Origin of the sequence: Bacillus sp. AY18-3 (assembly GCF_008042305.1) — a bacterium.
Taxonomy (GTDB): domain Bacteria; phylum Bacillota; class Bacilli; order Bacillales; family Bacillaceae_G; genus Bacillus_A; species Bacillus_A wiedmannii.
Map to the genome: position 1 here is coordinate 257,056 of NZ_QKQR01000002.1, position 26,118 is coordinate 283,173.

Here is a 26,118-nt window from a genome sequence, read left to right on the forward strand (position 1 = left end):
AGAAGAGTGACTTTTATCACTCCCCTTAAAAGAATTTCCCCGTAGCTACTAACGCTAATACTAGTATTAAAATTGTAAATAATAATGATACAATGAAACTAAAAATAGGTAATGCTTTCTTTTCATTCTTCTTAAAGAGTAACTTTAAACTAAGAAAGATGTTTACTGGTACAAGTATAAAATAAAAATATTTAACAATTTGCACCGAACTATTCGAAAGTGTTTTTAAAATAAACACTTCAATTAGAAAGACAATAAAAAATGAAATACTTAACCAAAATGAGACATAACTAAGCCAAGAATGTCTTTTGGTACCCCAATAAACTCCCATAGTAATCTCCTTTATTTGCATTTTATACGATTATAATTATACACAAAGCAAACAAATACCTCTATTTTTCGACAAATATCATACAAAATATACCTTTAAATATTATAAAGATACTCTCAATCTCATTTCATTTTACATAATAAAAACAGACTACTCCAATAGCATACTGCTATTTTGGAGATAGTCTGTCCTCTGTTAAACTTTAAATCTTTCAATTAACCCTTGTAACTCTTCAGCCATTTGAGATAATGTACCAGCCGCCGAACTAATCTCCTCAATGGACGCTAGTTGTTCTTCTGCTGATGCTGCAACGTTTTGAGTACTCGTCGCATTGTTCTGTGCTGTCATTGCAATTTGACCTACTGAAATAGACACTTCATTTGCACCTTTTGACATCCCGTTAGCCGTTTCAACCATCGTTTTAATTTGATCTGCAATTTCATTTGTAGATAGTAAAATCTCAGTAAAGTTTTGCTTCGTTTCATTCGCAATAACAAGTCCAGATTGAACTTCTTCATTTACATGCCCCATAGATTTTACAGTCTTACTCATGTCATCTTGTATTTCACATATTAATTTACTAATTTCACTAGAAGATACACTAGACTTCTCCGCCAATTTACGTACTTCATCTGCAACAATCGCAAATCCTCTTCCGTGCTCTCCTGCTCTTGCAGCTTCAATTGCCGCATTCAAAGCTAGAAGATTCGTTTGATCTGCAATATTTTGAATGACTTCTAGTATGTCACCAATTTGTTTTGATTTATTATTTAGCAACTGTATAACTTCATCTGATTGTGAAACAGATTCTGCAATAGACTGCATTTGATTTACTGTTTTTCCTACTAGTTTCCCGCCATCTTCTGCTTTTTCACGAGTATGAGCAGAAGCCGTACTAATTGATGATGAACTATTTGCTACATGCTGAATTCCTTCTGTTACATCAAATAATAACATTGCACCATTTTCTACGCTCGTTGTTTGCGTTGTTGCCCCGCTCGATATTTCATCCATTGCCATTGTAATTTGCTCAGTCGCTTCACTCGCTTGTCTTACACTTGCCGTTAGCTCTTCTGATGCTGCTGCAACATGTCCAGCCGACGTATTAATTCTTCCAATTAACGTTCGCAATGCATCTGTCATCTCATTGAATCCTTTTGCAAGTTGGCCAATTTCATCATTAGAATGAATCTCGATTGTTTGCGTTAAATCTCCCTCACTTATTTCTTTAGAAGTAGCAACTAATCTTTTTAATGGCTTCGTTATAGAAAGTGTCACAAAATAAATAAGTGCTCCGCCTATAACTAATGAAATGAACATAACAATTAACATATTATAAAATACAGGCTGCGCAGCTTCAATTATTTCATTTGAGTACATCGTTCCACCGATTTTCCAACCTGTTTTTACATTTGTAGCAAATACCATTTGTTTTTCGCTGCCATCATACATATATGAAAAAGCACCATGGTTATCTTCATAAATTTTCTTCGCCCAAGAATCAGCTGCTTTTTCTCCTGATTTTTCTTGAGGATGTGCAATTATTTTTTGTTTTCCATCTAAAATGAAAGCATATCCCTTTTTACCGATATTGATTAACTTTGTTGTTTTTAATAAATTATCTAAACTTAAATCTATTGCTACAACACCGTTTTTATCTTCTGCTTGTTTTGCAATCGTTACGACAATATGTCCATTTCCTTGCGCCTTATACGGCTCAGTAACGACAATACCCCCTTGTTTTGCCACTGCATCTTTATACCAAGAACGTTCTGTTGGATCATAGTCTGCTGCCATTTGTATATTTGGTTCTTGCACAAATTTCTTATCATTCCCAGCAAAGTATACTTGTTCAACATCTTTATTCAAATTAATATATTGAGATAACATTTTTCTTAATTCATCTTGATTATCCCCTTGATACATATTACCTTGAATCACCCGTGCAAAATTATTTACATCATTAAATTTCGCCTCAATCATTTGATTGATTAAATTATCTAATATTTTTATATTGTCGTGAGCACTGCTCGTAATTTGTGATTCAAAGTTCTTTTTAGCCGTTTGATAAGACATGCCTCCAATAATAGAGACAGCCGCAATTAAAATGACAAAAAACGAAATTAGTAGTTTTTTTGCTACTTTCATATCACGAAACAAATTTAATAGTCTACCCATTACAAACCTCCTGCTTTTCAATTTAAAAAGTTAAACGTAACGAATTATAAATATTTCCCAATCCCTAATTATTATTTTCATAACCTATTATGATGAATACTTTGTAAAGTTTAAACAATTAAATTCCCTTTGTCTATATATTTGAATAATATTATTATAAAATTTACAAATGCAAAAAAAGCCAAAGGGAACCACCCTTTGGCTTTTCATATTTTTTTATGCTGTTTAGAAATCTTTTTCCACTTATCACGCTCTGCTCTCGCAAGAATAGCATCTTGTTTTCTCATAAAATACGCCAGTTCTCTTTGTAATTTTTTATAGCTTTGCAAACGATTTATCGTAATAATTCCGTTATCAATTGCATTATGCACTGCGCACCCTGGCTCATTTTCATGTTTACAATCCCTAAAACGGCACGTTTTTGCTAATTCTTCAATATCAGAAAATATTGTTTGAATTGCATCGCTTCCTTCCCAAAGCTGCAGCTCCCTCATACCCGGAGTATCAATAACTAAACCACCACTCGGTAATCGGAACAATTCACGATGAGTTGTCGTATGCCTTCCTTTACTATCTTCCTCACGAATATCTCCCGTTTTTGCTACTTCAAGTCCTATGAGTGCATTTAACAAAGTGGATTTTCCAACCCCCGATGACCCGACTAAAGCAATTGTTTTTCCTGGAGAAACAAATTGCTGCAACGATTCAATACCAACATGCTCTAAACTATCAACGACGAAGATCGGAACACCAATTGCCACAGCTTCCGTTTCAACAATTTTCTGTTCCACGTCTTCACATAAGCTACTCTTTGTTAAAACAATAACAGGCATTGCACCACTTTCATACGCTAATAGTAAATAACGTTCTATTCTTCTTACGTTAAAATCATGGTTAAGTGCATTTACTAAAAATAGATAATCTACATTTGCTGCTATTACTTGTTCTTCCGTTCGAGTACCAGCCTCTTGTCTAGAAAAAGAACTTCTTCTTGGAAAAATACGATGAATAATTGCTTTCTTTTCATTCTCTATTTTCTTTATATACACCCAATCGCCAACCGCTGGATAATCTCCCTTCGTTACTGCTTCATGTCGAAACTTTCCAGACAGCTCTGCCATATATTCACCATCATTACAAATAATTCGATATATATGTTTATGCTCTAGTAAAATACGCCCTACTTCAAAGTTCTCTACAGCTTGTTCTTCAAAAAAAGAATCCCAGCCGAATGATTCTAAAATATTTTGATTCAAATTGATATCCTCCCTAGTTTAAGCTAAGCGGAAGGATCGTGCGCTCACTTATACAGTCTCGCCCTTTCCATCCACCTTTGTATTTGGTTTATGATTCATATACTTTATTTTCACCATAATACATCACCCCGTTCTCATTTTAATTACTCTCATTATATGGAATATTTATTTAAAAAGCTACCTTTTTTAACGCAATTTTCAAACATTTTATTTTTCATCATTCTAATTTGTCCACGATGACTAATCTCATCTTCTAGCACATGAAACCACAGATAGTGCTGGTTATACGCTACACCGTTAGGCCACTTTCTTTCTGACATAAGCCATTCATCATCTTGTTCATTCAAATACTTCAGAGATTCTTCTCGAACACTTTGTAGAATTTGTATATAATACTGTATTTCATTACCACGGATTGTTCTCCCCGCTTTCCCTAAATACAGTGCGTCTTCCCATATTTCTAATTCTTCTTTTGTAAAGTCGCGCTCTTGAAATGAAATAAGTTGATGGGCTTTTTCTATAGCTGCTATATGCTTTAGTAACGCTCCGATGGAATTCCCTCCACTCGTCATAATGAAATCTACTTGCTCAACTGATAGATCGTTTATTTCCTGTAATGTTACAGCCCTCGTATGCTCCAGCATGCTTACTAATTCCCCTATATTTTTTGTATAACCATCCATACTTCTTATTCGATAATCTATATTCATCTCACGCACCCCTTTCTACATTCATATTAAGGAATAACCGCTTCATATAATAGACTGAAATATATCAGATTTTTCTGTTATAATTAAATTGAATACGTAATAAACCCAAACAAACTTTCTCAATATGCTTCTATGAAATATTAAAAGGAATCAATATAAAAGAATCGAATCTTATTCACTAAAAGGAGTGGATTCGATGGAAATGTATCAATGGCTAACCGCTATACTCGTTGGTGGCATTACCGGTTTCGTTTCCCATCTAATCAATAACCAAGGTAAGTTATTGCTTCCACGCCGTTTGAAAACTTTTTTTCACTTTGGGTTTTTGACTGATATTTTCACTGGTAGTCTAGCTGCACTTCTTGGACTCGTTTTATTCGATGTTACCTTAATAAAAGAAATTATTAAAGTATCCATTGTGACTGCTATTTCCGGTCAGACTTTCTTACTGCACCAAGCGCTTGGTGGTGAGCAGGCTAAAAATAAACAAATTGGGAAAGCTGATGAGAAGATTCAAGAAATTGACAAATTATTACGACGTTAGTCTATACTTTCTTTAAAAATTATTGCTATAATAAACAATAAATATTTTCTATTGCGTCGTTTGTCAGAAGAAAGGGTGTTTCGTATGACAAAAAAGAAAATAGAAGATTTCTTAACAAACACTGAAAAAGAGGAACTGCTAGAAAACTATAAATGTTTACGAGAAGCCCGCACAAAAAGCGAAGCTAATTATTTTGGTGAAGCAGTAGACCATCTATTAAATAAAGCAAAACAACGAATTATTAAAGATGCAGGCATACATGATGAAAATGCAGCAACAGTTCAATCAAAGAGAAAAGCACTGTTTTAGTTACATTAGCTAAAACAGTGCTTTTTATTACGGGATTTTTTCACATCTATTTCACATCTTTTTCACAAATATAAGTAGTCCTATATGCTAAACTAAGTATATCCTTTTCCAAGGAACTATATGCCGATATATAAATCCCTATTTTTATAGGGATTTTTTATTTTTGGATTCCTCATAACTTTATTACGATACCTTTATACTATTTGTCTATTTTCTTTAATCTCTGCACTCAAAAACTCCTTTATGTATTTCTTCTCCTTTTATATAAAAGAGGGAACTCCCCCTCTTCTCAACTAATCTTCTAAAATAGATTTAATTTCTTCCATAACCTTTTCATTTAATGAAACTTCCACCGCTCTTACACTTTCTCTTATTTGCTCCGCTCGTTTCCCACCAGGAATAACAGTATCAATTCCTTTTTTATTTAATAGCCATGCTAAAGCTAAATGTGATACTTCAAGATTCATTTCTTTAGCTAAACCTTTTAACTTCTCAACTTTTTTAAAGTTACTCTTATATGTATTTTCTTCAAATAGATTTACACTTTGACGCCAATCGCCTTCGTTTAATTTAAAATCTTCTGTATATTTTCCACCTAGTATCCCAAAAGCAAGAGGCCCGTATGGTATAAATGAAATACCTGATTCTATACAATACGGCAAAAGTTCTTCTCCAGCAGTACGATCCAACATATTATACGGTGATTGTACAACATCTATTTGTTTGTGCTGATTCGCTTCTTTTAATTGCTCTACGTTTACGTTAGATATTCCAATTGCACGAATTTTACCTTCTTCTTTTAGACGAGCAAGCTCTCCAATTGAATCTATGTAACTTGTTTCTGGATTTGTAAAATGTAAATAATATAAATCAATATAATCAGTTTGTAATCTTCTTAAGCTATTTTCCACAGCATTTCTTAAATAGCTTCGTTCATTATTAATATAAACTTCTCCATTTAATAACGGCTGTATTCCACCTTTTGTAGCAAGTACAACTTCTTGACGTTTTCCTTTCAATACTTCTCCTACCAATTCCTCTGATCTACCGAGACCGTATGAATCCGCTGTATCAAAAAATGTAACCCCTCGCTGGATAGCTTCTTCTATTAATCGTTTTCCTTCTTCTTCGTTCACATTAGCATATAAATTATGCCCCCCTACAGCATTTGTTCCTAGCCCTAACTTCGAAATATGTAGTCCTGCCTTTTGCAATTTGGTATATTTCATTTTTTCTCCCCCTATATTTCTATTGTTCGAACATATTCGAACAATAGAAATATACCACTTTATATGTTATAGTGCAAACTATATTAACTTATACAAGCAGGTGAAAAAATGCGTACTCTCTATCATCCAAATCGAGAAGAAATTCAATTCTCTTCTGTCTTATACGCACTTAGCGATCAAATTCGTTTACAAATTGTAACGATGCTATTAGAGAAAAATGAACAATCTTGTGGTGCGTTAAACATTCCAATTGCGAAATCAACTTTATCTCACCATTTCAAGGTTTTACGTGAATCCGGTGTTATGTATACACGCATTGAAGGAACACAACGTTTCATTTCAATTCGTGAAGATGACTTACATGCTAGATTCCCTGGTTTATTAGACGTCGTATTACATGCGGCAGAACCATACTAAAAACATCTCATATTCATATGAGATGTTTTTTAGTATGGTTCTATTCTTTTAATAAAATGCAACTTTAATCAGAAGGAACTTTGTTCATCACACACTAGAAATATATACGCTTCATTCTTTTCACTTTATTTTTGTACTGGATCCTTTGGACACTTTAATTATTTGATTACATTTTATACACATCATTAATATAGGGCCGCCTATCTGTTTCAATTCCTGTAGTTGCTTATGCTCACACTCCTCCATATTATTACCTCCCTTATCATATAATTAGGTCATTTTGTAATCACCATCACTACTAAGTTCATTCCTTATTTAACCTCTGAATAAAACGTTTAAATGCCGATATCCCTTCGTCATCTCGTTTAAAAACGCCAGCATCTTCAAGCGCCTGTATAAATTTCTGTCCTAATTCTGCTCTTACTATCTCCTGTACATTTTGTTCATGTATCCGATGGTAATATTTGATTTTTAATTGTTCAGCCCATCGTATATGAAGCGTTGGAATATCACTTGGAATGTTAAGTAAGAATTTTTCCACTTCCTGAAGTTCTGTTTTTAAACGCGCCGGAAGTACTGCTAACCCCGTTACTTCAATTAGACCGATATTTTCCTTTTTAATATGCTGTATTTCCGCATGAGGGTGGAAAATACCTAACGAATGTTCTTCATTTGTACGATTGTTCCGCAAAACAAGATCCAATTCGTACATACTATTCCGGTAACGAGCAATCGGAGTTATCGTATTATGTGGAATATCATTCGTAAATGCAAATATATTAACAGATGGATCACTATATCCCTTCCACCTCTCTAATATGTACTCCCCTGCATTTACTATTTGTTCTATGTCTTTACTTCTTAAGCGAATAACTGACATAGGCCATTTAATAATAGAACATTGCATTTCTGGAAAGTTAGTTAGTTCAAAAATTAGGTCGTTTGATGCATTTGCCATAGCAAATTCATAGTTTCCACCTTGATAATGGTCATGTGTTAGAATAGATCCTCCTACAATAGGCAAATCAGCATTAGAACCAAGGAAATAATGCGGGAATTTTTCTACAAATTTTAACAAACGTAAAAATGTTTGACGGTCAATTTTCATATCACGGTGTTCTGAAGACAATACAATACAGTGTTCATTGAAATATATATACGGAGAATACTGTAGAAACCAGCTTTCATCTGTAAGATTCATACGAATCATACGATGATTCGAGCGTGCTGGATGTCCAATTCTGCCTCTATATCCTTCATTCTCAATACAGAGTAAACATTTTGGATAATTTGTACTTTCCAATACTCTCTCTCTAGCAATTTGTTTCGGGTCTTTTTCCGGTTTTGATAAGTTAATCGTTATATCAATGGGTCCATATTCCGTATTTACTTTATAATTTATATTTTTGGCAATTTGCTTCATTTGGATATAGTTGCTGTTTTTACTTAACTCATAGAAGTAATTTGTCGCAGCCTTCGGATTTTGTTCGTATTTTTCATAAAATAGAGAATTGATAACGGACGGTTTGGACATAAAAACATCCATAATTGCACTTGCTAAAATCTCCTTCTCGTCCATTACTGCCTCAATGACTTTATGCATACAAGCATATTCAATTAACTCTTCCAATAACTCCGAAATTGCTTTCTTTGCGGGTGCGGGCGCTGACGCTTCCACTACAAAGTCATCTAAACGAAGTAAGGAAAGGATTTGATTCCTTGTATATATTTCATCTTCTTTTTCAATTAATTGAACTTCAATAGCACGATCAATTAACTGCTGGATAGCTTGATATATCATCAGTATATACCTCCTCTAACCTTATAGCGGTTTTCGTTGTTACGATGCCAGTTCTATGTACCTTTTATCATTTTATGAACAGATCTATGGGATAACCACCACCCTAATAAACATTTCATGAAAAAGAAATAAATACTAGATTCCACGATATATTCGACAAAGCCATACAAAAAAACATCTCATAAAATTATGAGATGTTTTTAGTATTTGCTATTCTTTTAATAAATCTATTAATCCATTCCCTTCAGATGTACGTTCATACCCTAAAGGTACAGTTCTTTTAATAAGTTGTGCATATATTTCTGGCTCTGATAACTTTCTACCATATTCTCTCTCACACTGCTTAATGAGCAATGCCAGCGCTCCAGCGACATGCGGTGTCGCCATAGAAGTTCCACTTAATACCGCATATTTCCCTTCAGGATACGTAGATAATATTTCATCACCTGGCGCCACTAAATCAATTTCTTGATTCGAATTACTAAAACATGCGATTTTCCGTTCTAAATTGACAGCGCCGACTTCAATTACTTCGGAATAAGCACCTGGGAAATCTAGTTCCTCTGTATTATCATTACAATCTCCATTATTCCCAGCAGCACATACGACGAGAACATCTTGCTTTACTGCATTTTGAATCGCTTCATGTAATTCTGGAACGTCCTGCGGGCCACCAAGTGACATTGAAATAACTCTAACTCTTTCTTTATTAGGCCCTCTCCAATTTACAGCATAATGAATCGCCTCAATAATTTGCTCATAACTTCCAGAACCATCTCCCGCTAAAACCTTTAACACTAACATTTTAGCAAGTGGTGCAACTCCTAAAACACCGACACCATTTTCAGTCGCTGCAATTGTCCCCGCTACATGAGTACCGTGTCCGTTATTATCAAGATAAATATTTGGATCCCCTTCGTAATCTTTCGTGAAATTTCTTCCACCGATAATGCGATCCTTTAAATCTATATGATTCACATCACAACCTGTATCTAATACGGCAACAACAATATCATTTCCTTTCGCACTCTTCTCCCATACTTGTGGAGCATGAATGAGTTGTACACCTGGTGGAATTTCATTTACTTGTTCAACCACCTTATCTACTGTAAAAGGAATCAATTGTATACCTTTTTGTTTATTCGCTGTACTACTATTCATCGTAATCCCTCCTGAAAATATATTATTTTCATTTCAGACCACTTTTGAAAAGGTTTAAATGTAACATTCGTTTTATTCGTTTCGTTTTCCTTCCTTAAAAATATTTCTCAATATAGCTTACTAATTCTATACTACTCTTTTTATTTATCTCGTAATTTTTATTCACCAAAAATTCGATTGGTACAACCAATAACCAAAATAAAAGGACCAATTTAATGGTCCTTTCATAGTTTTTAAAGAATGATATGAAATTTTAAAAATAAAATAAATTAAGACTAAGCCTCACTCTTATTTAAAAACTTCTCTATTTCTTTTATTAAATGTTTCGCTCCATCTATACTAACAGTAATGTTTCCATTTGCTAATGATATGTTTTGATTTGAAACATCACCTGTTATTTGACAAGCATTGTAAGGTTGATATTTTTGTAAAATGACTTTATCTTCTTCTACGAAAATTTCAAGTGGTGATTTGATTTGTATTCCTAATACTTCTCGTAACTCTTTAGGAATAACAATTCGTCCTAATTCGTCTACTTTTCGAATAATTCCTGTTGCTTTCATATTACTCCCCCCTTACTTTCTATTAATTTTTCCACCTCGCTCTTTCCATTTTATCACTTTTTGGTAATACTTGTATCTTTTTAGAAAATTTTGTACTCAAGTTAAAAATACACATTTAACTAATACGTAATCTCTCTTTCAATTGTTTTAAATAACGAGATCGTATCAATAAGAAATATACAACTTGAATTCCTACGAAAACACTTAATACAATCGCATTTTCTTTAAATAATGAGTACTCAAACATCTGTCCCAGTGCAGTTAACGCTACTGCCCCGTGTAATGTTGCAACACCTATTGGAACGAAGAATAATAGTGCTAATCGAATTGTAACTACTTTCGATAATTCTCCGCTCGTTAAACCTACTTTTCTAATCATTTCAAACAAACGAGTATCATCCTCTAAATCAGAAAACAAACGGAAGTAAAGGAAGCTTCCTGCACATACGAAAAATACTATACCAATAAAGAAACCTACAAATAAAATTGGTCCTGCTATTTGTAAACTTTGGTTTTGTTCGTACTCTTCCGCACTAAACGTTGCATGTTCTTCATAAGTCTTCATTTGATGCGTAAGCTCTTTACCAACCTCTATTTCATCTTTCGTTCCTTCTGTTTTGTACACATAATCTTTTTCCTCTTTAAATCCATCTTGTAATGCATCATATTGATTTTTAGAGATTACATAAACGTTACCTCTTAGTATTTTACTTAATGAAGAAGTATTAACTTTTTTCACTTTTAAAGATTCATTCAAATGTGGTAAAGTAATTTCTTTTCTTTCTTTCATCGGTGGGCCTGGTATATCGACTGATAAAAATAAAGCTTCTTTATTTGCTACAGTTTGAAATGGTTCTCCTGTTAACTTCGCATATTCCTTATAATCTGATTCTTTTATGAAAATAGCACTTCTTAACGACTGCTCCTCCGCCCTTTTCGTTGAAATAGTAGCTTTAGAAGCTGTTATACTATGTTTCTTTAATCCTTCATCAATCATCTTCAAATGCTGTGATTCATTACTATTTCCTTGCTTAGAATGATACTGAAACGCAATTGGTCTCTCCATAATCCCTTTCGTCATGGACGTGAAACCTACTAATGTACCTATTGCTGAAAATGCTACAGTTGAAATAATAGTTACAATAAAGAACATTCTGGCGTTGTCTCTCATACGGTAAGCTAAATCTGATAACGTAACAATATTTGTCTGTGTCCAATAGAAACGTTTACTTTTTTTACATAGTCTAATAATAAAGACACTCAACTGCTTGTACAGCAAATATGTACCAATAATGACTACCGTTGTAACAGGAATCATCATGACAAATACCATTGCACCGTGTGACATAAGCGCTCCCGCATATCCCGCACTAAGCAATATGACCGCTAATATAGAAGAAATAATGGAAGCTTTCGGTTCCGGCTTCGCTTCTGCTGATCCTCTAAACAATTTCATAATTTTATTTTTCCGAATCATTCCTGCACTAAACAATGAAATGATCATAAATAATACGAAAAACATAATGCTCGTTACAACAATGGCTTTCATTGGTATGTAATAAGCTAAGGAAATATCTAATTTTAATATCATCGGAGCTACAAATATTAACATTCCGGAAAATAGCATTCCTGCAAGTATTCCAAAAATAATAGCCCCTATCCCAATCATAATATTTTCAAAGAAGATAAGACGCTTTAATTGATATTTCGTCATACCTAACATCATTAAAATTCCTAATTCACGCTTTCTCGTTTTTAAAAACATTCCCATCGAATATAAAATAAAGAAAAACGTAAATAAGTAAATAATGGACTGTGCAAAAGACATACTTACGAATACGTATCGTCCCAATTGTCCAGCACTTAATGCGGGATGAAACGCAAAAAATGAATAAACAAAAAAGGCCATAATGGCAAATGCACTACTTAAAAAATATGCTGAGTATGTTCGTCTATTTCGTGTTACATTTCGATATGCGAGTTCTCTAATGTTCATATTCCTTCTCCGCCCTTCTACTAACTATGTTCTTATATTAGTAAAGTCCGGAAATACCTTCCATCGATTCAAATGACAAAAACCTTACATTATTGAAAGGTTTAAAAAAAATTGCTTAAACGAAAGAGTTTCATTATAATGACTACATTCATATTCATACACGCATCCTATTGTATATTCGTTAGTTTTGCGAAATAATAAAGGATAGAAGTATGTACCAATATACATATAAACTTATTTACCGCTTTAATATGAATAGGAGGAAACATAATGACATTACAAGAACAGATTATGAAAGCATTACATGTTCAGCCTGTAATTGATCCGAAAGCAGAAATCCGTAAACGTGTTGATTTCTTAAAAGATTATGTGAAAAAAACAGGTGCAAAAGGATTTGTACTTGGCATTAGTGGCGGACAAGACTCTACATTAGCTGGACGTTTAGCTCAGCTTGCAGTGGAGGAAATTCGTAATGAAGGTGGTAACGCAACGTTTATCGCCGTGCGTCTTCCTTATAAAGTGCAAAAAGACGAAGATGATGCACAATTAGCATTACAATTTATTCAAGCTGATCAATCTGTTGCATTTGATATCGCTTCAACAGTTGACTCTTTCTCAAACCAATACGAAAACTTATTAGGTGAATCATTAACAGATTTCAATAAAGGTAACGTGAAAGCACGTATCCGTATGGTTACACAATATGCAATTGGAGGACAAAAAGGTCTACTTGTTATCGGAACTGATCACGCGGCAGAAGCTGTTACAGGATTCTTTACAAAATTCGGAGATGGTGGTGCAGACCTATTACCATTAACGGGTTTAACGAAACGTCAAGGACGTGCTCTTTTACAAGAATTAGGTGCGGATGAGCGACTTTACTTAAAAATGCCAACTGCTGATTTATTGGATGAAAAACCAGGTCAAGCTGATGAAACGGAGTTAGGTATTTCGTATGATCAACTAGATGATTATTTAGAAGGTAAAGCAGTTCCAACTGACGTTGCAGAAAAAATTGAAAAACGTTACACAGTGAGCGAACATAAAAGACAAGTTCCAGCATCAATGTTTGATGATTGGTGGAAATAAATAAAACATAAAAAAGAAGCTAATCTCATTAGCTTCTTTTTTATGTTAACGATACACCCCTACTCTTTTCTCTAGTAAGTCCTGTAAACAATCCTCATGTTGTTGATTAAACAATGGTGGCATTTTGTTTAGCGGGAAAAACTTCAATTCCAACGTTTCATCACCGTCTACTTTTTGCTCTCCACCGGCAATTGAGCATGAAAAGAATATTAAAATTGACTGGGCATTATCTCCATTTGGATATGCTTGAAAATATTTTGTATACACCCCGATAAGCTCATTTATTTCCACGTCATAACCTGTTTCTTCTTTTATTTCTCGAATCGCGGTTTCTGCGGCAGATTCTCCAATTTCCATTGCACCGCCAGGAAATCCCCAAGCGTTAAAATCACCTCTTTTTTGCAGTAATACTTCTCCATGTTCATTCAACACACAACCACCCGCAAAGTTTATGAGAACACAGTCGTGACCTACTTTTTCACGTAATTCTTTTATATAATTAGCCATCCTCTTCCCCTTTTCATACATCTTCTATCATTATTTCTTATCTTTTTCAAGCAATTCAATCATTCGATCTAGCTTATTATTCATATTAATTACATGTTGTTTTTTTGCAGCGCTGTTTTGCAATAATTTTCTAAGGAACAAAGTAAATGATAGGAAAAACAAAACGATAAGTCCGATTACTAAACAAGTATATATCAATGTAAAAATATTACTTTCGAACAAATTCATTCAAATCCCACATCCTTCCTTTTTATATTTTATCACACAATTCTGTTTTTTAAAGTGATACATAATAAAAAGAGCACCTTTTACAGATGCTCTTTTTAATTAATAAGTAAATGTAATTGTCGCTAATGAATAATCTGCCATCGCACTATATGGTGCTACTTCATAAGATACACGTTTTGCACCTTTTGGCCAATTTATTTCATTTAACACTTTCTTTATATCTTGCATTGTTCCATCCATCGATTGCTTATATCGTACTTCTACCTTTTCTGGCTTAGAAGCGAATTGTTGCTGTAATTTTTTCTTAAATTCACTATAATTATCTGCCCCGTATTGTGCAGACAAATATTTTAAATTTGTTTCTTTTAACATTTGTTCATACGCAGCAGTCTTTGAACTACCCGTTTTTATTTTGTTTGTTAATTCATTAAAGTAACTTGCAGTTGCCGCCGGATATTTACTACGATCCCATTCATGATCTTTACTTAATTGCTCATCAGACATATTAAAATATGAATATGTTACACGCCCAGCTTTATCTGGTACTGGATCATCGAATGTCGTATCAATGTGGTACCATTTGTTTTCAATGTTTACTAAATTCCATGCATGAGCTTGTCCATTCCCTGTGCCTGTTACAATATGATTTTGAATACCTGCTTCTTTTAACAACTCATACGTTAATAACGTATAGCCTTGACAAACGGCAGAACGATTCGCTAATGCTTCATATGCTGTATACGCTTTATAAGACGTATCATAAGATACATGTTTTACAACATAATCGTGAATAGCTTTTACTTTCTCATGCTCATCCATCCCTGTTTTTACAATTGAACCGATAATTGCTTTTGCCTGAGATTTTACATATTGTGTTTGCTCTTTTGATTCACGGTATTTCACTTGCAATGTAAACGTATAGTTTCCTGGTAACCCTTTAATAGAATATTTAGTAGACGCTACATTATATTTTACATACTCATCTGCATCTACAATTTTATTAAACTCGCCATACAATTGGTCCATAACATTTCTAGCATTTCTATCTTTCTTTTTATATGTGATTGTAATATTTTCTTCTCGATTATCAACCTGTTTTTTTAATTCTTTTCGGAAATCATCTAATAGCTTTGCATCTGATTGTGTTGTCGCTACAGACGGATTCGTAGCTGCATAAGATACCGTTGACGCGTGTAAGCCTCCCATTACTATAGTTGAACAAAGCAGGGTAGCTGTCACATACTTACTTGTCTTTCTCATCTCGTCACTCCTTACATTCTATAACTATACGAAAAAGTATCGTATAGTTTCAGAGTATACAATACTTTTCCGTATAGGTCATATGAGATTATGCATATTTAACATTGTAAAAAGGTTGTTCTTTTTACAAGAACAACCTTTTTCATTAACAAGTTTGTAATACACAACATGTATTTTCAAAACGTCGATTTTTTAAGTCTTCATTTCCAATACAGAAATAAAGCATTCCTAAATCTCCCCACATCATATTACAATTTTTAGTATCTGAATCGATTTGGAATAAAAGCGTCATTTGCTGCGGGTCTATCCCCATATATTCTCCTGTCTCATATAATACTTCCTCTTGTACAGAGAATGGTTCACCAAACATTTGATGGTTATCATAGTTGTCTGGGATTAGTTCTTCAAGCAATTGTAAGAAACGATCTGAATCAGCCTCATCTTCAATGAAAAGCTCTGGCAATTTATATGTCAGTTCAAAAGTAGTTGCACACTGGTTATAATTTGTTTGCAATTCATCTGCTCTTCGTAATTGCTCTACAGGAACATCATAATAAAGTACACGCCCCGCTTCAGTTGGATTCACATCTTCTTCAAAGTAATTTTCAATGCTAAAGAAATATAATATCCCTGTCTTAGGAAGATTGTGACCCATACCAACATTTTGTAAATCATTTAAATTAAATTGAGCGATAAATTGTAATGGATTTCCTTTGTGCATTGGGTATTCCAATGTAGCTGGCAAGTCAGGAACTCCTCCCATTTTCGAACTACCTACCGCAACTGTTTCCTCCTGCTTTGGCACAACTTTTACAAAAGGAAATACAGTGTGAATAAGTTCCTCTTTTAAATGTGTCAGCCCATATTTATCAATTAATACTTCAATTTGTTTATTCATAAATTCTCCTTATATTTACATACTTATTTGTATCATCGCACAAAAATTATACTCCATTCTTTGTAAAAACAACAAGCCTCCAAAAAAACGGGCTCTTCCTCCATACGCGAACAAGTTTAAAAAAGCATAGTATACATTGTTCCTACAAACACGATAGTTCATTATTTCTTCCAGTACATTTTCCCCTCGTTCATTTTTATTTTTAATTTAAGGAGGAATTCCACATGGGTTACGGATATAGTTGCGGCGGTTACGGTGGTAGTTGCGGCGGTTACGGCGGTAGTTGTGGTGGATGTGGTTATGGAGGTTTCGCTTTATTAATCGTTTTATTTATCCTTCTAATCATCATCGGAGCTAGCTGTTGGGGCGGCTTTGTAGGCTGCTAGTAAATTTAAAAACTATTGCAAAAAAGCACGTACAATACGTGCTTTTTTGCCATTTTCAAATCTTTTATTCGAAAGGAAGTATGATTGATGAAGATTGATGGTGTTTTTGAAGGAGGCGGTGTACGCGGAATTGCGCATGTAGGAGCAATTTGCGCGTTAGCTGAAAAAGGCTATGAATGGGAACGTGTAGCTGGAACATCAGCTGGTTCCATTATCGCTGCGCTCCTAGCAGCAGGATATTCTTGCTCAGAGTTAAAAACGATTATAACCGATATCGATTATAATACATTTACAAAGAAAACCTTTATTGACAGAATCCCCTTTATCGGAAAAGGATTAAGCGCATGGACTACTCTTGGTATTTACTCTAATATATTTATAGAAGAATGGATTGAAGAATTACTTCGAAAAAAAGGAGTTCACTTATTTACAGATTTACCTGATTTAAATAAGCTTAAAATTATCGCTTCTGATATAAGTAATGGCAAAATGGTTATCTTTCCTGATGACTTACCAAACTACGGATTTTTAAATTATCGCTTCTCTATTGCTAAAGCTGTAAGAATGAGTAGTACAATCCCTTTCTTCTTTGAACCGGTAAAATGGAGAACCCCAAAATGGAAGCAACCTTGTTATATGGTTGATGGAGGGATTTTAAGCAATTACCCAATTTGGATTTTCGACTCACCTTCCTCTCCTCGCTGGCCAACATTTGGATTTCATTTCGTAAAAGATGAGATTCAAGCTGATCCTGCCCACTATAATGAGCCTATTTCCATGTTCAAAGGACTTTTTAAAACGATGATGCAAGCCCATGATTTACGACATTTAGACAAGGAATCAAAAGCAAGAACGATTACAATTCCAACAGGGTCCATTACAAGTACAAACTTTGAGTTAACAAAGGAAGAAAAAGAGTGGCTTTACAATTCTGGTTATAACGCCGCAAATAAGTTTTTACAATCTTGGAACTTCAGACAATATATTGATGACTATAGAAACGGAAATCAGGACCGAAAAACAAATCGGTATTTCCGTCAACTTGACTCATAATACTATTACTTTTCATACGAAAACACGTAACGCTTTCAAAAAAAATAAGCCTAGTAATTACACTGTAAAACTAAGGGAATATAAATAATAATTTAGCCTTTAATTTCGATATCCCAAATAGAATGTTCCACATTATATAAATATTGGTACATCACTAACTATTAGTGGTGTATCTTTTTTTATTTATAAGACCCCTAAATGACCTCGATTTTTACCGCGACAAGGAAAAAAAGTTATTTATTTACAACGATTGTATAGGTGTTGTAAAATCAGAACATATATTTGAAGAGGGAGGATATTAATGAAAGAGTACACAGTCAAAGAAGTTGCTAGTCTTCTAGGGAAGCACGAAGAAACAGTAAAACGATGGATTCGTGCTGGTAAATTGTCTAACTCATATAGAAACAGTGATAAAGAAGGTTGGAGAATCCTAGAAAGTGACTTATCAAGTCTCAATAAAATTATTGTTCCTGTCGGAACAACAGAGCAAAACCCCTACGAGCAAGTAAAATCTGATTTTGATGATACAGGACTGATTAAGCTTGCTTATGAAGCTGTTACCCTAGCTTCACCTACTGATGACATAATATCCATCCTTAATGTTGCAGGAATTAAACGAACACTAGAAATACTCCTTATCATGCAACAATCTCCTACAAAAGTGAAAAACCCAAATGGATTCATAAAAAAAGCCATTCGAGAAAATTGGAGTCCTGATTCTATTCTTGTGACAATACCACGAAAACAAGGCAAACATTTATACGACCTCACTCAACAAGATTACAATCCAATACATAATAATGAGAGCAAAACATATAAGCAACAAGTCCATCTTTACAATTGGTTAGAAGATTAACTTTTAAAAGTGCAAAGAAGGTGACTGTTTATGACAACTAAATACTGGTATAGTTACTGCCCCGATGGTGTTAAAAGTCGGTATGGATTACTTGTGTTTGATCATAATAATCAGCCGTTTTTACCGTTAACAAATTTTTACCATGACTGCATTGGGAAAATAGACAAAAGCTCTGCTCTATCATATTTACAATGCTTACTCCCTTTTTTTAGTTGGCTCGATACTTATGGTAACTACCAAGGAAATCATGTTCAATGGGACGAGCATCCTGAAGCTATAAAAGTGGTTGTTGAAGACTACCTTAAGAATGAAATGAATTGTAAAGTCAGTGAAAAGAATTCTTTTTGTTTTGTAAAACGTACAAGCAAAAGTCCTAACACAGTCAACCTATTTCTAACTGCTTTAAGGAGGTTTTATAAGTCTCTTACAAGGTTAAAGCAATATAACTATCCCAATCCAATGATAGATCCTAATGCTATTTTAGATGAGTACAAAACTCAAACCGAAGGTGTGAGAAAGAATAAACCACGTATGCCATCTGAAGCAGGAACGGAAGAACCTGTTCCTCACCGAAGATTAACAGATTCATATTTTAAACTTATTAATGAAGAATGGCATCCAGAAATTATTGATGATCCTTATCTTCCGCATCAAGTTTATCAAGCAGGAAAGAAAGTTAACTGGTCATTAAGGGAAATGGTGATTGCTCGTATAATTTTCGAGTCAGGGGCAAGAGTTTCAGAAGTAATTGAATTAACCATTGGAGACTATCGTTCGCGAAAATCTTCCCAGGAGGCTAATACGTTTAGTAAAGGAAGTCATGGTCGGAGGGTGAAGTTCATTCACTTTGGTAAAGATACCGTTAAAATGCTCATGGACTATATAGATACGGAGCGCAAGCAAGTAGATTCCTTACAACGAGGTTTTAATATGTTACCAAGCACAGAATCGATATTTCTTACGAAATCAGGAAATCCATATAACTATGATGCATGGTTATACCACTGGAACAATGCGATGGACAAAAGTTACATGAAGTTAAATCCTCATAAAGCAAGGCATTGGTTTGTTACTACAAGAATGCGCGAGATCCTTAATACATCTAAAGATAAAGCGGGAGTTGAAAAAAGAAAAAAGGAACTCATTAATTATATGAAGTGGTCTCCTAAAAGCAATACGATTGAGATATACGAGCATCACTTTGATGAAGAAAACCATCGTAAAGAACATGACAAAATGCTAGAGAACATGGATAAACGAGGGCAAGAGTACATTAAACAGAAGAACAAACGAAAGAAAAAACCAACACTAACAGTGTTGGAAACTACTGATGAAATTGAAATTCCGGAAGATTTACGAGACTTATTTGATTGATTGGAGTGATTCATCTGACAGTATTAACGGTTGTACCCAATTCCCCTTTTTATCAGCAACTAAAAGACAAAGTTGACGAGAAGCTCCTCCACTTACAAGATTCACGAGGAACATTTTTGTTAGATAATTTACATGAAATAAATTTAAACTATTTTGTTAGTCATGTGTTAGATAAACCTTGGAATAATCACCTTTTATTGATGGTAATGATGGTTAGTGTTGATAATAATAAAGATGTACAAACAATACTCAATTTATCAAAGGTAATTCATCCAAGGATGAAAGATTTCTTCAATGCTTTTTCTTTGAAAGATATGACGGGATTTGATGTGGAGGTACATCTATATCAATACCTAAAAGGAGATGTTTTTCCAGAGCATTCAAATAATATGAGAGTACAGATATTAAGGAATTATAGGTGGGGAGTTAGTATAACAAAGAAATGGTTAACGACCAAAAAAGACGTTGAAGAACAGGTCTATTTTCAACAATTTTTGTTGCCTATGCCATCTTTTAATTCAAGAGATTTTTCGTTTAGTAAATTAGCTATTTCTGAGCGACATAACAACCGAAAAAATGAAACAGATGCTGTTGTTCCGTTGATCTCTGAGATTCGAGCAGAAGGAAACTTCCGTATGAATCAAATCAAAAGAATGAGAGATAACTTTTTGGCAGCTTGTGAAACGGTTAAAAAGACCGGTGTAGATTTACCCTTAGAGTTTTCTTGGGATGAACCTGAACGAATTGGAGAGCGTTTTTATTTTCACTTATGGGACAAGACTTCGTTTGTGTTGCATCACCGAGAGCAGTTCCCTGAAAGCTCTATAAAGGCAGCTGAAAAGTGTTCTGGTTCATATTCAACTGAGAAAAATTATTACTTCGTAGAGTTTATCAAAGCAGAACGCATTGAAGATGACGACGTGGCAGAGGGCCCTTGGTTCATTGAACTTTTTGAAAAAGGTGTTGTTGGGAAATGGTTTCAAGGGGCTACTGATGAAGAAATACAAAAAAAGCGTCAGTTATTGTATTCGTGGGGATATGGAGAAGAAGATTTAGCTTCAAACCCTGATCCTTTTAATTCAAAACATGGAGAGATACTCACCTCTAGTACATTTGTTTCTCGTAACAAAGATAAAGTGGAAGGAGCTTTGTTCGATGTAGAACCAATATATGCCGCAACAACTTTCGGTTTGTTAGCGTTAGATATTTTTACCACAACAGGTGCCAGAATCAATGAATTATTACAACTTAACAATGATAAAGGTTGTCTCAAGGCAGTGAAGTTTAAAAATAAAACGCAATACTCTTTTTATGCTGTCCCAAAAGGACGGGATGAAGTAGAACAATTTTATATTAGCGAACAAACTGTAAGACTAATTAAAGAAGTTCAGATGATGTTAAAAGAGCATTATAAAGGTGAAGAAATTCAAAAGGTTATGTATAGGAATAATCGCAAGCACTTGTTTCCTAACCCTAAAAAATATTTTTTTCAATATAATCATAAAGCCTTTGACAATACTGGAGTTTCGGTATGTGTTCGTTTTTTAGTTCACGGGTTAAGATTTGAAACACAGGAAGGGAAACCTGTCGTTGTAAAGTCGCACTTATTACGCCACGCATTTGCCACTGAAGCCGTTCAAAGGCAAAACATATCAGTTAATGTTATAGCAAAGATTTTACACCAAAAAGACGTTAAAGTAACAGAGTATTATTCAGAGCCTACGCCAAGTCAAATAGCTCAATCTGTTAGCGACTTACATGATGTAGTTTCTGATTATGTTGACATAGATGAAGTCTATCTTAGAAGTTCTGAGAAGCTCCAAAAGGAACTAGATGAATATCAAGAAAAAGTAGGAGTATTCAATAACGTTTTGGGTGGAACTTGTGTTACAGATATGGTTTGCCCTATCAAGATGGCATGTTTAGGCTGCCAAGCAAAAATTCCAGATCCAGAAAAAAGGCATGAGTTAGTAGAGGTAATTGATTTATCAAAGGATATGGAAAAACGTTACGCTGATCTTGGGTTAACGGTAGAGGTGAAAAAAGCAAGAGCAATGAGGAGACATGCACGTAATGAGCTAAAAGAAATTGAGTCAATTGAACGGTACAGGGAGGAACAAAATTATGAGTCAAAAATTCAATTCAATAAGTGAACGTCCTTGGCTGAAGAATAATCACCTAGCTAGTAGTCAACGTGTAGTTGAATTGGGACGAAAAGTGATTGACCTTCTAGTTAAAGCGGATCGCCCTGTCACCTTCAGTTCTATATCGGAAGAGTCAAAAAAAATCGATACTAAAGAAAAAGGTATTCATGAAAATACCATTCGTACAAACAAGGAGTTGTATGACTATTATAAACAACACAGTACAACGTATAAACGAAAGCAGAACTCTAACAGAACTAGTTCAGCAAACTTTTCCAGTATCGAAGATACTGACTACCGAAAGTTAATTCATAAAAGAGACCCGGAATATCAAAAAAAGAAATACATGAAGTTAACCAAAGGAGAACTTATACAAAAACTAATCTATGCAGAACAGTATATTGTTGAAAATAATAAAAATTGGGTAACTAACTATTTCGAAAAATTTAAGTAGAAATTCCCTTTCTTCATTTTTACGTGAGACTTTTTTTCTAAAAACCCAGTGTAAGCTCTATAAAGATTTGCATACCAAATAAACCCTATCGGGTTTCATTTTTTGAATTAAGCGGCTTGATTATCAGACAGGGTACAATTGTAAACGACACCTAATATATCAAAGACCGTTTTTTTCTCATATCGATGAGATTTCCGCCCGTTTTGCTGTAGGAGATTGAACAGGCGAAGTAACACCTTTGATAGCTCTTGGGTGTTTTTTTGTATAGTTTGGAATAGAAGTAGAAAATAATCTTTAATCATATATATGGCTTTATATTCACTCAGCTCTTGTTTCTTCTTCATGAGAAGTAACTTCCGCATTTGAAACATAATAGAGGAACAGAGTAGAATGGCAATCAATTGCCCATACAAATGACATTCTAATCGTTCTCGTTTTATCTTTTTACAATGATGAATGTGAAAAAATGATTTCCACGTTTTAAATAAAATTTCGATTTGCCAACGTAAAGAATACCAATCATGTACTTGTCCCATCGGGACAATATCTGTAGGGGTGTTTGTCATATATACATTGATACCACTGAGTCGTTTACTACGAGGAGAATACTTCATTCCTTTCTTTTTTTCTCTTACAGTTTGATCTTGTAATCGTTTTTGTTGTTGTTCTTTTGTTAGTCGATGAACAATCAAGCGAGTTGGTATTTTATCAGTCATTCCTACATAAGCGTCGAATATTTCACATGTTTGTCCTGGCTGAAGAGAGTTCATTAAGACCTCCATATCTATCTGTATATACTCTGTACTTTTTTGATTCTTCCATCTTGAAAATAATCAGGGGTGGGATTTTTTTGATAAATACGTGTATTCGTTTTGATACGTGAGATATAATAAGCCTTTTTATCTTGTATATGTTGAAAATCTTTCAAATGAAAATAACCTAAATCTCGAATACATAAATCATTCGCTGCCACAGTTGGGACACACAGAGAACCGTAGGTTCGATCATGTTGTTTACCTGGACCTGTATGAATATGTAGGAACTGTCCACTTAATAGATCATACTCAAGCTGAATCTTCACCCCAGCTGTATGGCTGCATCCTCCTGCACCTGGATAAACGAATGAAAAGGGATCTGGGAGTTGAAATGCAGTGGAATCTAAAATACGAATACGCTTGAAAACAGAAGTGTATGGAAAAGAAATCGGCATAGATGAGGACAATTTTTGGTTTAGTAGTTCAGCTAATATCTGTTGTGAAAATTGGACGGCTGCTTGATTAAATCGTTGATTCAGTCCCTCAGGACTGATAAGAACTTCTGTTGATGCTTCTAAACAGCTAGATAACTGAGTTAAAGAAGTCGAAGCGGAATTTTGACTCATCCATACACATAAAGCGACTAAATCTTTTGCTTGGTACTTACTGGTTCGTTGCACAAAACCAACATCCCTAGCAAGATTTCGTAAGATATTTTGGGATAAGAAACTTTGAATTTCTTGAGCAAATAGTTGTAATTCATCAGATCCAGAAATAGACATAAATAAACGCCATCCTTTCCTATGATTCTACAGAAAGAATAACGTATTTCTTTCATTTTGAGGGTATTTCTTTTTATTAGCTGAATAGCAATGTGGAGTTACCTCTTTATAAATTTGTTATGTTGTTGTACACTTGTTTATTATTTGATGTGGTTAATTTTCAAAGGAGAATTTTGATGAAAAAATATAAAGTATGTCAAAGTTGTGGAATGCCTCTTTCGAAAGATGAATTAGGTGGAGGTACAGAAAGTAATGGGAGTAAAAGTATTAAATATTGTAGTCATTGTTATATGGATGGTAAGTTTGTTCAAGATATTACAGCAATACAAATGCAACAATTTGTACAAGAACATTTAATAAAAAATATAAAAACCCCTAAATTTCTTGCTAAATTTCTTGTAAGAAATATTCCTAAATTAGATCGTTGGAAATAGTTTATTGGTTATATAATGTTATCATGCGTTATTTAGACCCTAGTACATTTATTTAAAAGTTTACATTTTAACACTTTTTCGAAATTCAACGTATAATGCTATGAGCATTCACAACATAGTTTAGGTCATTAAAAGAAAAACCACAGCAATTGCTGTGGTTTTTCTTTTTGAAACTGTGAAATCATAAGTTCCTATCCTAAATAAAAAAATAAGCTTAGTTCTCATAATCAGCTGTAGAGAGATAAAAATTTCGTTTTTGGGGGTACTTCAAAATCTTAGGTTGATGGCAATGTGGCGGTACCCCATCGCTATCAACCTAACAAATGCAACAGATCCAGTGTATTTTAGCATACTTGTAACTATAGTAGTATTAATAAAATGTGGATTAGATTACAAATTGTGGATATGAATATTGCATGTCTTTTTTTCAATTGAATATCGACAGTGAAAATATTCGCAACCATCTGCTGTATTGTTTAGAAAAAATAAAAAAGAGATCCGATAGGTTCTTTTGTCATAATTGATTCCACAATGCATATATTTAGTATGATAAGTGTTTTTTGGAGGTGACGTATGTCAGAAGAAAAAGATTTACAAGGTGCGGCAATAGACCCAAGCTTACTCGGTCCGACACTTCCACCTATTCCACCATTTACTTTGCCTACAGGACCAACGGGACCTACAGGAGTAGCCGGAATAACAGGCCCCACAGGACCAACGGGACCTACAGGAGTAGCCGGAATAACAGGCCCCACGGGACCAACGGGACCTACAGGAGTAACCGGAATAACAGGCCCCATAACAGGCCCCACGGGACCAACGGGACCTACAGGAGTAACCGGAATAACAGGCCCCACAGGACCAACGGGACCTACAGGAGTAGCCGGAATAACAGGCCTCACAGGACCAACGGGACCTACAGGAGTAACCGGAATAACAGGCCCCACAGGACCAACGGGTCCAACTGGATTAAACGTAATTGAATCTGCATTTAGAGCTTCTAAACAAGGACCACTAGGGGCACAAGCATATACCGCAGGGGATGAATTAGTTCTTACATTTAATAATGAACAATTTGATTTTGGAAATGAATTTGACGGTGTTTCAACATTCCAACCAAATCAAGACGGAGTATATTCATTAGCAGCAGGTGCAAGATTTAGCCCTAGTAGTACATTAGTTAGGTATGGGTTTTCATTCAATATTTTACTTAACAATGTTGAAGTTATAGTTGCAACTAATAATGTGGATTTTTTTGCCGACTTACTTGTGAATATTTCCACTATATATGGATTAAAAGCAGGAGACAGTGTGCAAGTTATATTTCGTGCTACTACAAATGGAAGTATTGTGGGCGATCAATTTATTCCAACATTCTTTGCGGCATCAAGATTTCCTTTTAC

General features: G+C 34.4%; 25 protein-coding genes and 4 pseudogenes. 12 read left to right on the forward strand and 17 right to left on the reverse strand.

The genetic code is table 11. From position 1 onward, the window contains the following. Positions 1-25: 25 nt before the first annotated feature. The 5 genes and pseudogenes from DM800_RS01910 to DM800_RS01925 form a co-directional block, all read right to left on the reverse strand. Positions 26-331 carry a hypothetical protein gene (locus DM800_RS01910; RefSeq protein ID WP_000539573.1) on the reverse strand — a complete coding sequence of 102 codons (306 nt, stop codon included), beginning with the start codon at positions 329-331 and terminating at the stop codon, positions 26-28. Between the two features lie 195 nt (positions 332-526). Then, positions 527-1,474, reverse strand: a complete 948-nt coding sequence (locus DM800_RS30025; RefSeq protein ID WP_432206306.1) for a methyl-accepting chemotaxis protein — start codon at positions 1,472-1,474, stop codon at positions 527-529. Next, positions 1,469-2,509, reverse strand: a pseudogene (locus DM800_RS30030) (HAMP domain-containing protein); the annotation flags it as partial. The gene DM800_RS30025 and the pseudogene DM800_RS30030, both read right to left, overlap by 6 nt. A gap of 206 nt (positions 2,510-2,715) precedes the next feature. Continuing rightward, positions 2,716-3,765 carry a ribosome small subunit-dependent GTPase A gene (gene rsgA, locus DM800_RS01920; protein ID WP_147786289.1) on the reverse strand — a complete coding sequence of 350 codons (1,050 nt, stop codon included), beginning with the start codon at positions 3,763-3,765 and terminating at the stop codon, positions 2,716-2,718. A 152-nt stretch (positions 3,766-3,917) separates the two neighbouring features. Continuing rightward, positions 3,918-4,475, reverse strand: coding sequence for a DinB family protein (locus DM800_RS01925; RefSeq protein WP_147786290.1), 558 nt, complete (start codon positions 4,473-4,475; stop codon positions 3,918-3,920). A gap of 196 nt (positions 4,476-4,671) precedes the next feature. Here DM800_RS01925 and DM800_RS01930 point away from each other — a divergent pair, with 196 nt between their 5' ends. Beyond that, on the forward strand, positions 4,672-5,019 hold the full coding sequence (locus tag DM800_RS01930) for a DUF4257 domain-containing protein (protein ID WP_060490074.1): 348 nt from the start codon (positions 4,672-4,674) through the stop codon (positions 5,017-5,019). Between the two features lie 84 nt (positions 5,020-5,103). Continuing rightward, positions 5,104-5,328, forward strand: a complete 225-nt coding sequence (locus DM800_RS01935; protein WP_000162604.1) for a hypothetical protein — start codon at positions 5,104-5,106, stop codon at positions 5,326-5,328. Between the two features lie 46 nt (positions 5,329-5,374). Here the strand turns inward: DM800_RS01935 and DM800_RS29855 are convergent. After that, positions 5,375-5,561: pseudogene (locus DM800_RS29855) on the reverse strand (hypothetical protein). 60 nt (positions 5,562-5,621) lie between these two features. Beyond that, a complete protein-coding gene (locus DM800_RS01945; RefSeq protein ID WP_147786291.1) occupies positions 5,622-6,557 on the reverse strand; it encodes an aldo/keto reductase in 936 nt (311 codons plus the stop codon). A gap of 108 nt (positions 6,558-6,665) precedes the next feature. Between DM800_RS01945 and DM800_RS01950 the strand changes: the two genes are divergently transcribed. Beyond that, positions 6,666-6,974, forward strand: a complete 309-nt coding sequence (locus DM800_RS01950) for an ArsR/SmtB family transcription factor (RefSeq protein ID WP_098500409.1) — start codon at positions 6,666-6,668, stop codon at positions 6,972-6,974. 304 nt (positions 6,975-7,278) lie between these two features. On the opposite strand, the gene galT is transcribed toward DM800_RS01950, so the two are convergent. The 4 genes from galT to DM800_RS01970 form a co-directional block, all read right to left on the reverse strand. After that, positions 7,279-8,775, reverse strand: a complete 1,497-nt coding sequence (gene galT, locus DM800_RS01955; RefSeq protein ID WP_147786292.1) for a UDP-glucose--hexose-1-phosphate uridylyltransferase — start codon at positions 8,773-8,775, stop codon at positions 7,279-7,281. Between the two features lie 210 nt (positions 8,776-8,985). Beyond that, positions 8,986-9,936, reverse strand: a complete 951-nt coding sequence (locus tag DM800_RS01960) for a serine protease (protein ID WP_088063095.1) — start codon at positions 9,934-9,936, stop codon at positions 8,986-8,988. Between the two features lie 275 nt (positions 9,937-10,211). Beyond that, on the reverse strand, positions 10,212-10,499 hold the full coding sequence (locus DM800_RS01965; protein ID WP_048543174.1) for an AbrB/MazE/SpoVT family DNA-binding domain-containing protein: 288 nt from the start codon (positions 10,497-10,499) through the stop codon (positions 10,212-10,214). 115 nt (positions 10,500-10,614) lie between these two features. Continuing rightward, positions 10,615-12,495, reverse strand: coding sequence for an ABC transporter permease (locus DM800_RS01970; protein WP_147786293.1), 1,881 nt, complete (start codon positions 12,493-12,495; stop codon positions 10,615-10,617). Positions 12,496-12,765: 270 nt separating this feature from the next. Here DM800_RS01970 and nadE point away from each other — a divergent pair, with 270 nt between their 5' ends. Then, a complete protein-coding gene (nadE, locus tag DM800_RS01975) occupies positions 12,766-13,584 on the forward strand; it encodes an ammonia-dependent NAD(+) synthetase (RefSeq protein WP_087982839.1) in 819 nt (272 codons plus the stop codon). A 45-nt stretch (positions 13,585-13,629) separates the two neighbouring features. On the opposite strand, the gene DM800_RS01980 is transcribed toward nadE, so the two are convergent. The 4 genes from DM800_RS01980 to DM800_RS01995 all read right to left on the reverse strand — a co-directional run bounded on the left by DM800_RS01980 (position 13,630) and on the right by DM800_RS01995 (position 16,477). Beyond that, positions 13,630-14,091, reverse strand: coding sequence for an NUDIX hydrolase (locus DM800_RS01980; protein ID WP_046954986.1), 462 nt, complete (start codon positions 14,089-14,091; stop codon positions 13,630-13,632). A gap of 30 nt (positions 14,092-14,121) precedes the next feature. Next, on the reverse strand, positions 14,122-14,319 hold the full coding sequence (locus tag DM800_RS01985; protein ID WP_087982841.1) for a DUF4083 domain-containing protein: 198 nt from the start codon (positions 14,317-14,319) through the stop codon (positions 14,122-14,124). A gap of 99 nt (positions 14,320-14,418) precedes the next feature. Then, positions 14,419-15,579, reverse strand: a complete 1,161-nt coding sequence (locus DM800_RS01990; protein ID WP_098082484.1) for a transglutaminase domain-containing protein — start codon at positions 15,577-15,579, stop codon at positions 14,419-14,421. 145 nt (positions 15,580-15,724) lie between these two features. Further along, positions 15,725-16,477, reverse strand: a complete 753-nt coding sequence (locus DM800_RS01995) for a YwqG family protein (RefSeq protein WP_147786294.1) — start codon at positions 16,475-16,477, stop codon at positions 15,725-15,727. Between the two features lie 224 nt (positions 16,478-16,701). On the opposite strand from DM800_RS01995, the gene DM800_RS02000 reads away from it, so the two are divergent. From DM800_RS02000 to DM800_RS02015, 4 genes are all read left to right on the forward strand, one after another. Continuing rightward, positions 16,702-16,863 carry a YjcZ family sporulation protein gene (locus DM800_RS02000; protein WP_147786295.1) on the forward strand — a complete coding sequence of 54 codons (162 nt, stop codon included), beginning with the start codon at positions 16,702-16,704 and terminating at the stop codon, positions 16,861-16,863. Positions 16,864-16,950: 87 nt separating this feature from the next. After that, positions 16,951-17,916, forward strand: coding sequence for a patatin-like phospholipase family protein (locus tag DM800_RS02005; protein WP_048559654.1), 966 nt, complete (start codon positions 16,951-16,953; stop codon positions 17,914-17,916). Positions 17,917-18,217: 301 nt separating this feature from the next. Further along, complete coding sequence (locus DM800_RS02010) at positions 18,218-18,772, forward strand: helix-turn-helix domain-containing protein (protein ID WP_147786296.1); 555 nt, start codon at positions 18,218-18,220, stop codon at positions 18,770-18,772. 459 nt (positions 18,773-19,231) lie between these two features. After that, on the forward strand, positions 19,232-20,146 hold the full coding sequence (locus DM800_RS02015; protein ID WP_370512859.1) for a tyrosine-type recombinase/integrase: 915 nt from the start codon (positions 19,232-19,234) through the stop codon (positions 20,144-20,146). On the opposite strand, the gene DM800_RS29500 is transcribed toward DM800_RS02015, so the two are convergent. Further along, positions 20,135-20,260 carry a hypothetical protein gene (locus DM800_RS29500; RefSeq protein ID WP_255446928.1) on the reverse strand — a complete coding sequence of 42 codons (126 nt, stop codon included), beginning with the start codon at positions 20,258-20,260 and terminating at the stop codon, positions 20,135-20,137. The genes DM800_RS02015 and DM800_RS29500 overlap by 12 nt on opposite strands. Positions 20,261-20,262: 2 nt before the next feature. Between DM800_RS29500 and DM800_RS02020 the strand changes: the two genes are divergently transcribed. Further along, a complete protein-coding gene (locus DM800_RS02020; RefSeq protein WP_255446929.1) occupies positions 20,263-22,299 on the forward strand; it encodes a site-specific integrase in 2,037 nt (678 codons plus the stop codon). Further along, positions 22,271-22,744, forward strand: a complete 474-nt coding sequence (locus tag DM800_RS02025; protein WP_147786298.1) for a hypothetical protein — start codon at positions 22,271-22,273, stop codon at positions 22,742-22,744. The genes DM800_RS02020 and DM800_RS02025 overlap by 29 nt, the downstream gene beginning before the upstream one ends. 107 nt (positions 22,745-22,851) lie before the next feature. On the opposite strand, the pseudogene DM800_RS02030 reads toward DM800_RS02025, so the two are convergent. Then, positions 22,852-24,281, reverse strand: a pseudogene (locus tag DM800_RS02030) (IS4 family transposase). Between the two features lie 176 nt (positions 24,282-24,457). Here DM800_RS02030 and DM800_RS02035 point away from each other — a divergent pair. Together DM800_RS02035 and DM800_RS29860 are read left to right on the forward strand one after the other, a co-directional pair. After that, the gene (locus DM800_RS02035) at positions 24,458-24,715 is read left to right on the forward strand and encodes a zinc ribbon domain-containing protein (RefSeq protein WP_070169000.1); all 258 of its coding nucleotides are present in this window, start codon (positions 24,458-24,460) and stop codon (positions 24,713-24,715) included. A gap of 573 nt (positions 24,716-25,288) precedes the next feature. Continuing rightward, positions 25,289-25,688, forward strand: a pseudogene (locus tag DM800_RS29860) (exosporium leader peptide-containing protein); the annotation flags it as partial. Between the last annotated feature and the right edge of the window lie 430 nt (positions 25,689-26,118).

Excerpts from the sequence above, each read along its gene's own strand:
- DM800_RS01910 (WP_000539573.1), bottom strand. The coding sequence starts at position 331 with ATGGGAGTTTATTGGGGTACCAAAAGACATTCTTGGCTTAGTTATGTC.
- DM800_RS30025 (WP_432206306.1), bottom strand. The coding sequence starts at position 1,474 with ATGACAGATGCATTGCGAACGTTAATTGGAAGAATTAATACGTCGGCT.
- DM800_RS01925 (WP_147786290.1), bottom strand. The coding sequence starts at position 4,475 with ATGAATATAGATTATCGAATAAGAAGTATGGATGGTTATACAAAAAAT.
- DM800_RS01930 (WP_060490074.1), top strand. The coding sequence starts at position 4,672 with ATGGAAATGTATCAATGGCTAACCGCTATACTCGTTGGTGGCATTACC.
- DM800_RS01935 (WP_000162604.1), top strand. The coding sequence starts at position 5,104 with ATGACAAAAAAGAAAATAGAAGATTTCTTAACAAACACTGAAAAAGAG.
- DM800_RS01945 (WP_147786291.1), bottom strand. The coding sequence starts at position 6,557 with ATGAAATATACCAAATTGCAAAAGGCAGGACTACATATTTCGAAGTTA.
- DM800_RS01950 (WP_098500409.1), top strand. The coding sequence starts at position 6,666 with ATGCGTACTCTCTATCATCCAAATCGAGAAGAAATTCAATTCTCTTCT.
- galT (WP_147786292.1), bottom strand. The coding sequence starts at position 8,775 with ATGATATATCAAGCTATCCAGCAGTTAATTGATCGTGCTATTGAAGTT.
- DM800_RS01960 (WP_088063095.1), bottom strand. The coding sequence starts at position 9,936 with ATGAATAGTAGTACAGCGAATAAACAAAAAGGTATACAATTGATTCCT.
- DM800_RS01965 (WP_048543174.1), bottom strand. The coding sequence starts at position 10,499 with ATGAAAGCAACAGGAATTATTCGAAAAGTAGACGAATTAGGACGAATT.
- DM800_RS01970 (WP_147786293.1), bottom strand. The coding sequence starts at position 12,495 with ATGAACATTAGAGAACTCGCATATCGAAATGTAACACGAAATAGACGA.
- nadE (WP_087982839.1), top strand. The coding sequence starts at position 12,766 with ATGACATTACAAGAACAGATTATGAAAGCATTACATGTTCAGCCTGTA.
- DM800_RS01980 (WP_046954986.1), bottom strand. The coding sequence starts at position 14,091 with ATGGCTAATTATATAAAAGAATTACGTGAAAAAGTAGGTCACGACTGT.
- DM800_RS01985 (WP_087982841.1), bottom strand. The coding sequence starts at position 14,319 with ATGAATTTGTTCGAAAGTAATATTTTTACATTGATATATACTTGTTTA.
- DM800_RS01990 (WP_098082484.1), bottom strand. The coding sequence starts at position 15,579 with ATGAGAAAGACAAGTAAGTATGTGACAGCTACCCTGCTTTGTTCAACT.
- DM800_RS01995 (WP_147786294.1), bottom strand. The coding sequence starts at position 16,477 with ATGAATAAACAAATTGAAGTATTAATTGATAAATATGGGCTGACACAT.
- DM800_RS02000 (WP_147786295.1), top strand. The coding sequence starts at position 16,702 with ATGGGTTACGGATATAGTTGCGGCGGTTACGGTGGTAGTTGCGGCGGT.
- DM800_RS02005 (WP_048559654.1), top strand. The coding sequence starts at position 16,951 with ATGAAGATTGATGGTGTTTTTGAAGGAGGCGGTGTACGCGGAATTGCG.
- DM800_RS02010 (WP_147786296.1), top strand. The coding sequence starts at position 18,218 with ATGAAAGAGTACACAGTCAAAGAAGTTGCTAGTCTTCTAGGGAAGCAC.
- DM800_RS02015 (WP_370512859.1), top strand. The coding sequence starts at position 19,232 with ATGATAGATCCTAATGCTATTTTAGATGAGTACAAAACTCAAACCGAA.
- DM800_RS29500 (WP_255446928.1), bottom strand. The coding sequence starts at position 20,260 with ATGTTCCTCGTGAATCTTGTAAGTGGAGGAGCTTCTCGTCAACTTTGT.
- DM800_RS02025 (WP_147786298.1), top strand. The coding sequence starts at position 22,271 with ATGAGTCAAAAATTCAATTCAATAAGTGAACGTCCTTGGCTGAAGAAT.
- DM800_RS02035 (WP_070169000.1), top strand. The coding sequence starts at position 24,458 with ATGAAAAAATATAAAGTATGTCAAAGTTGTGGAATGCCTCTTTCGAAA.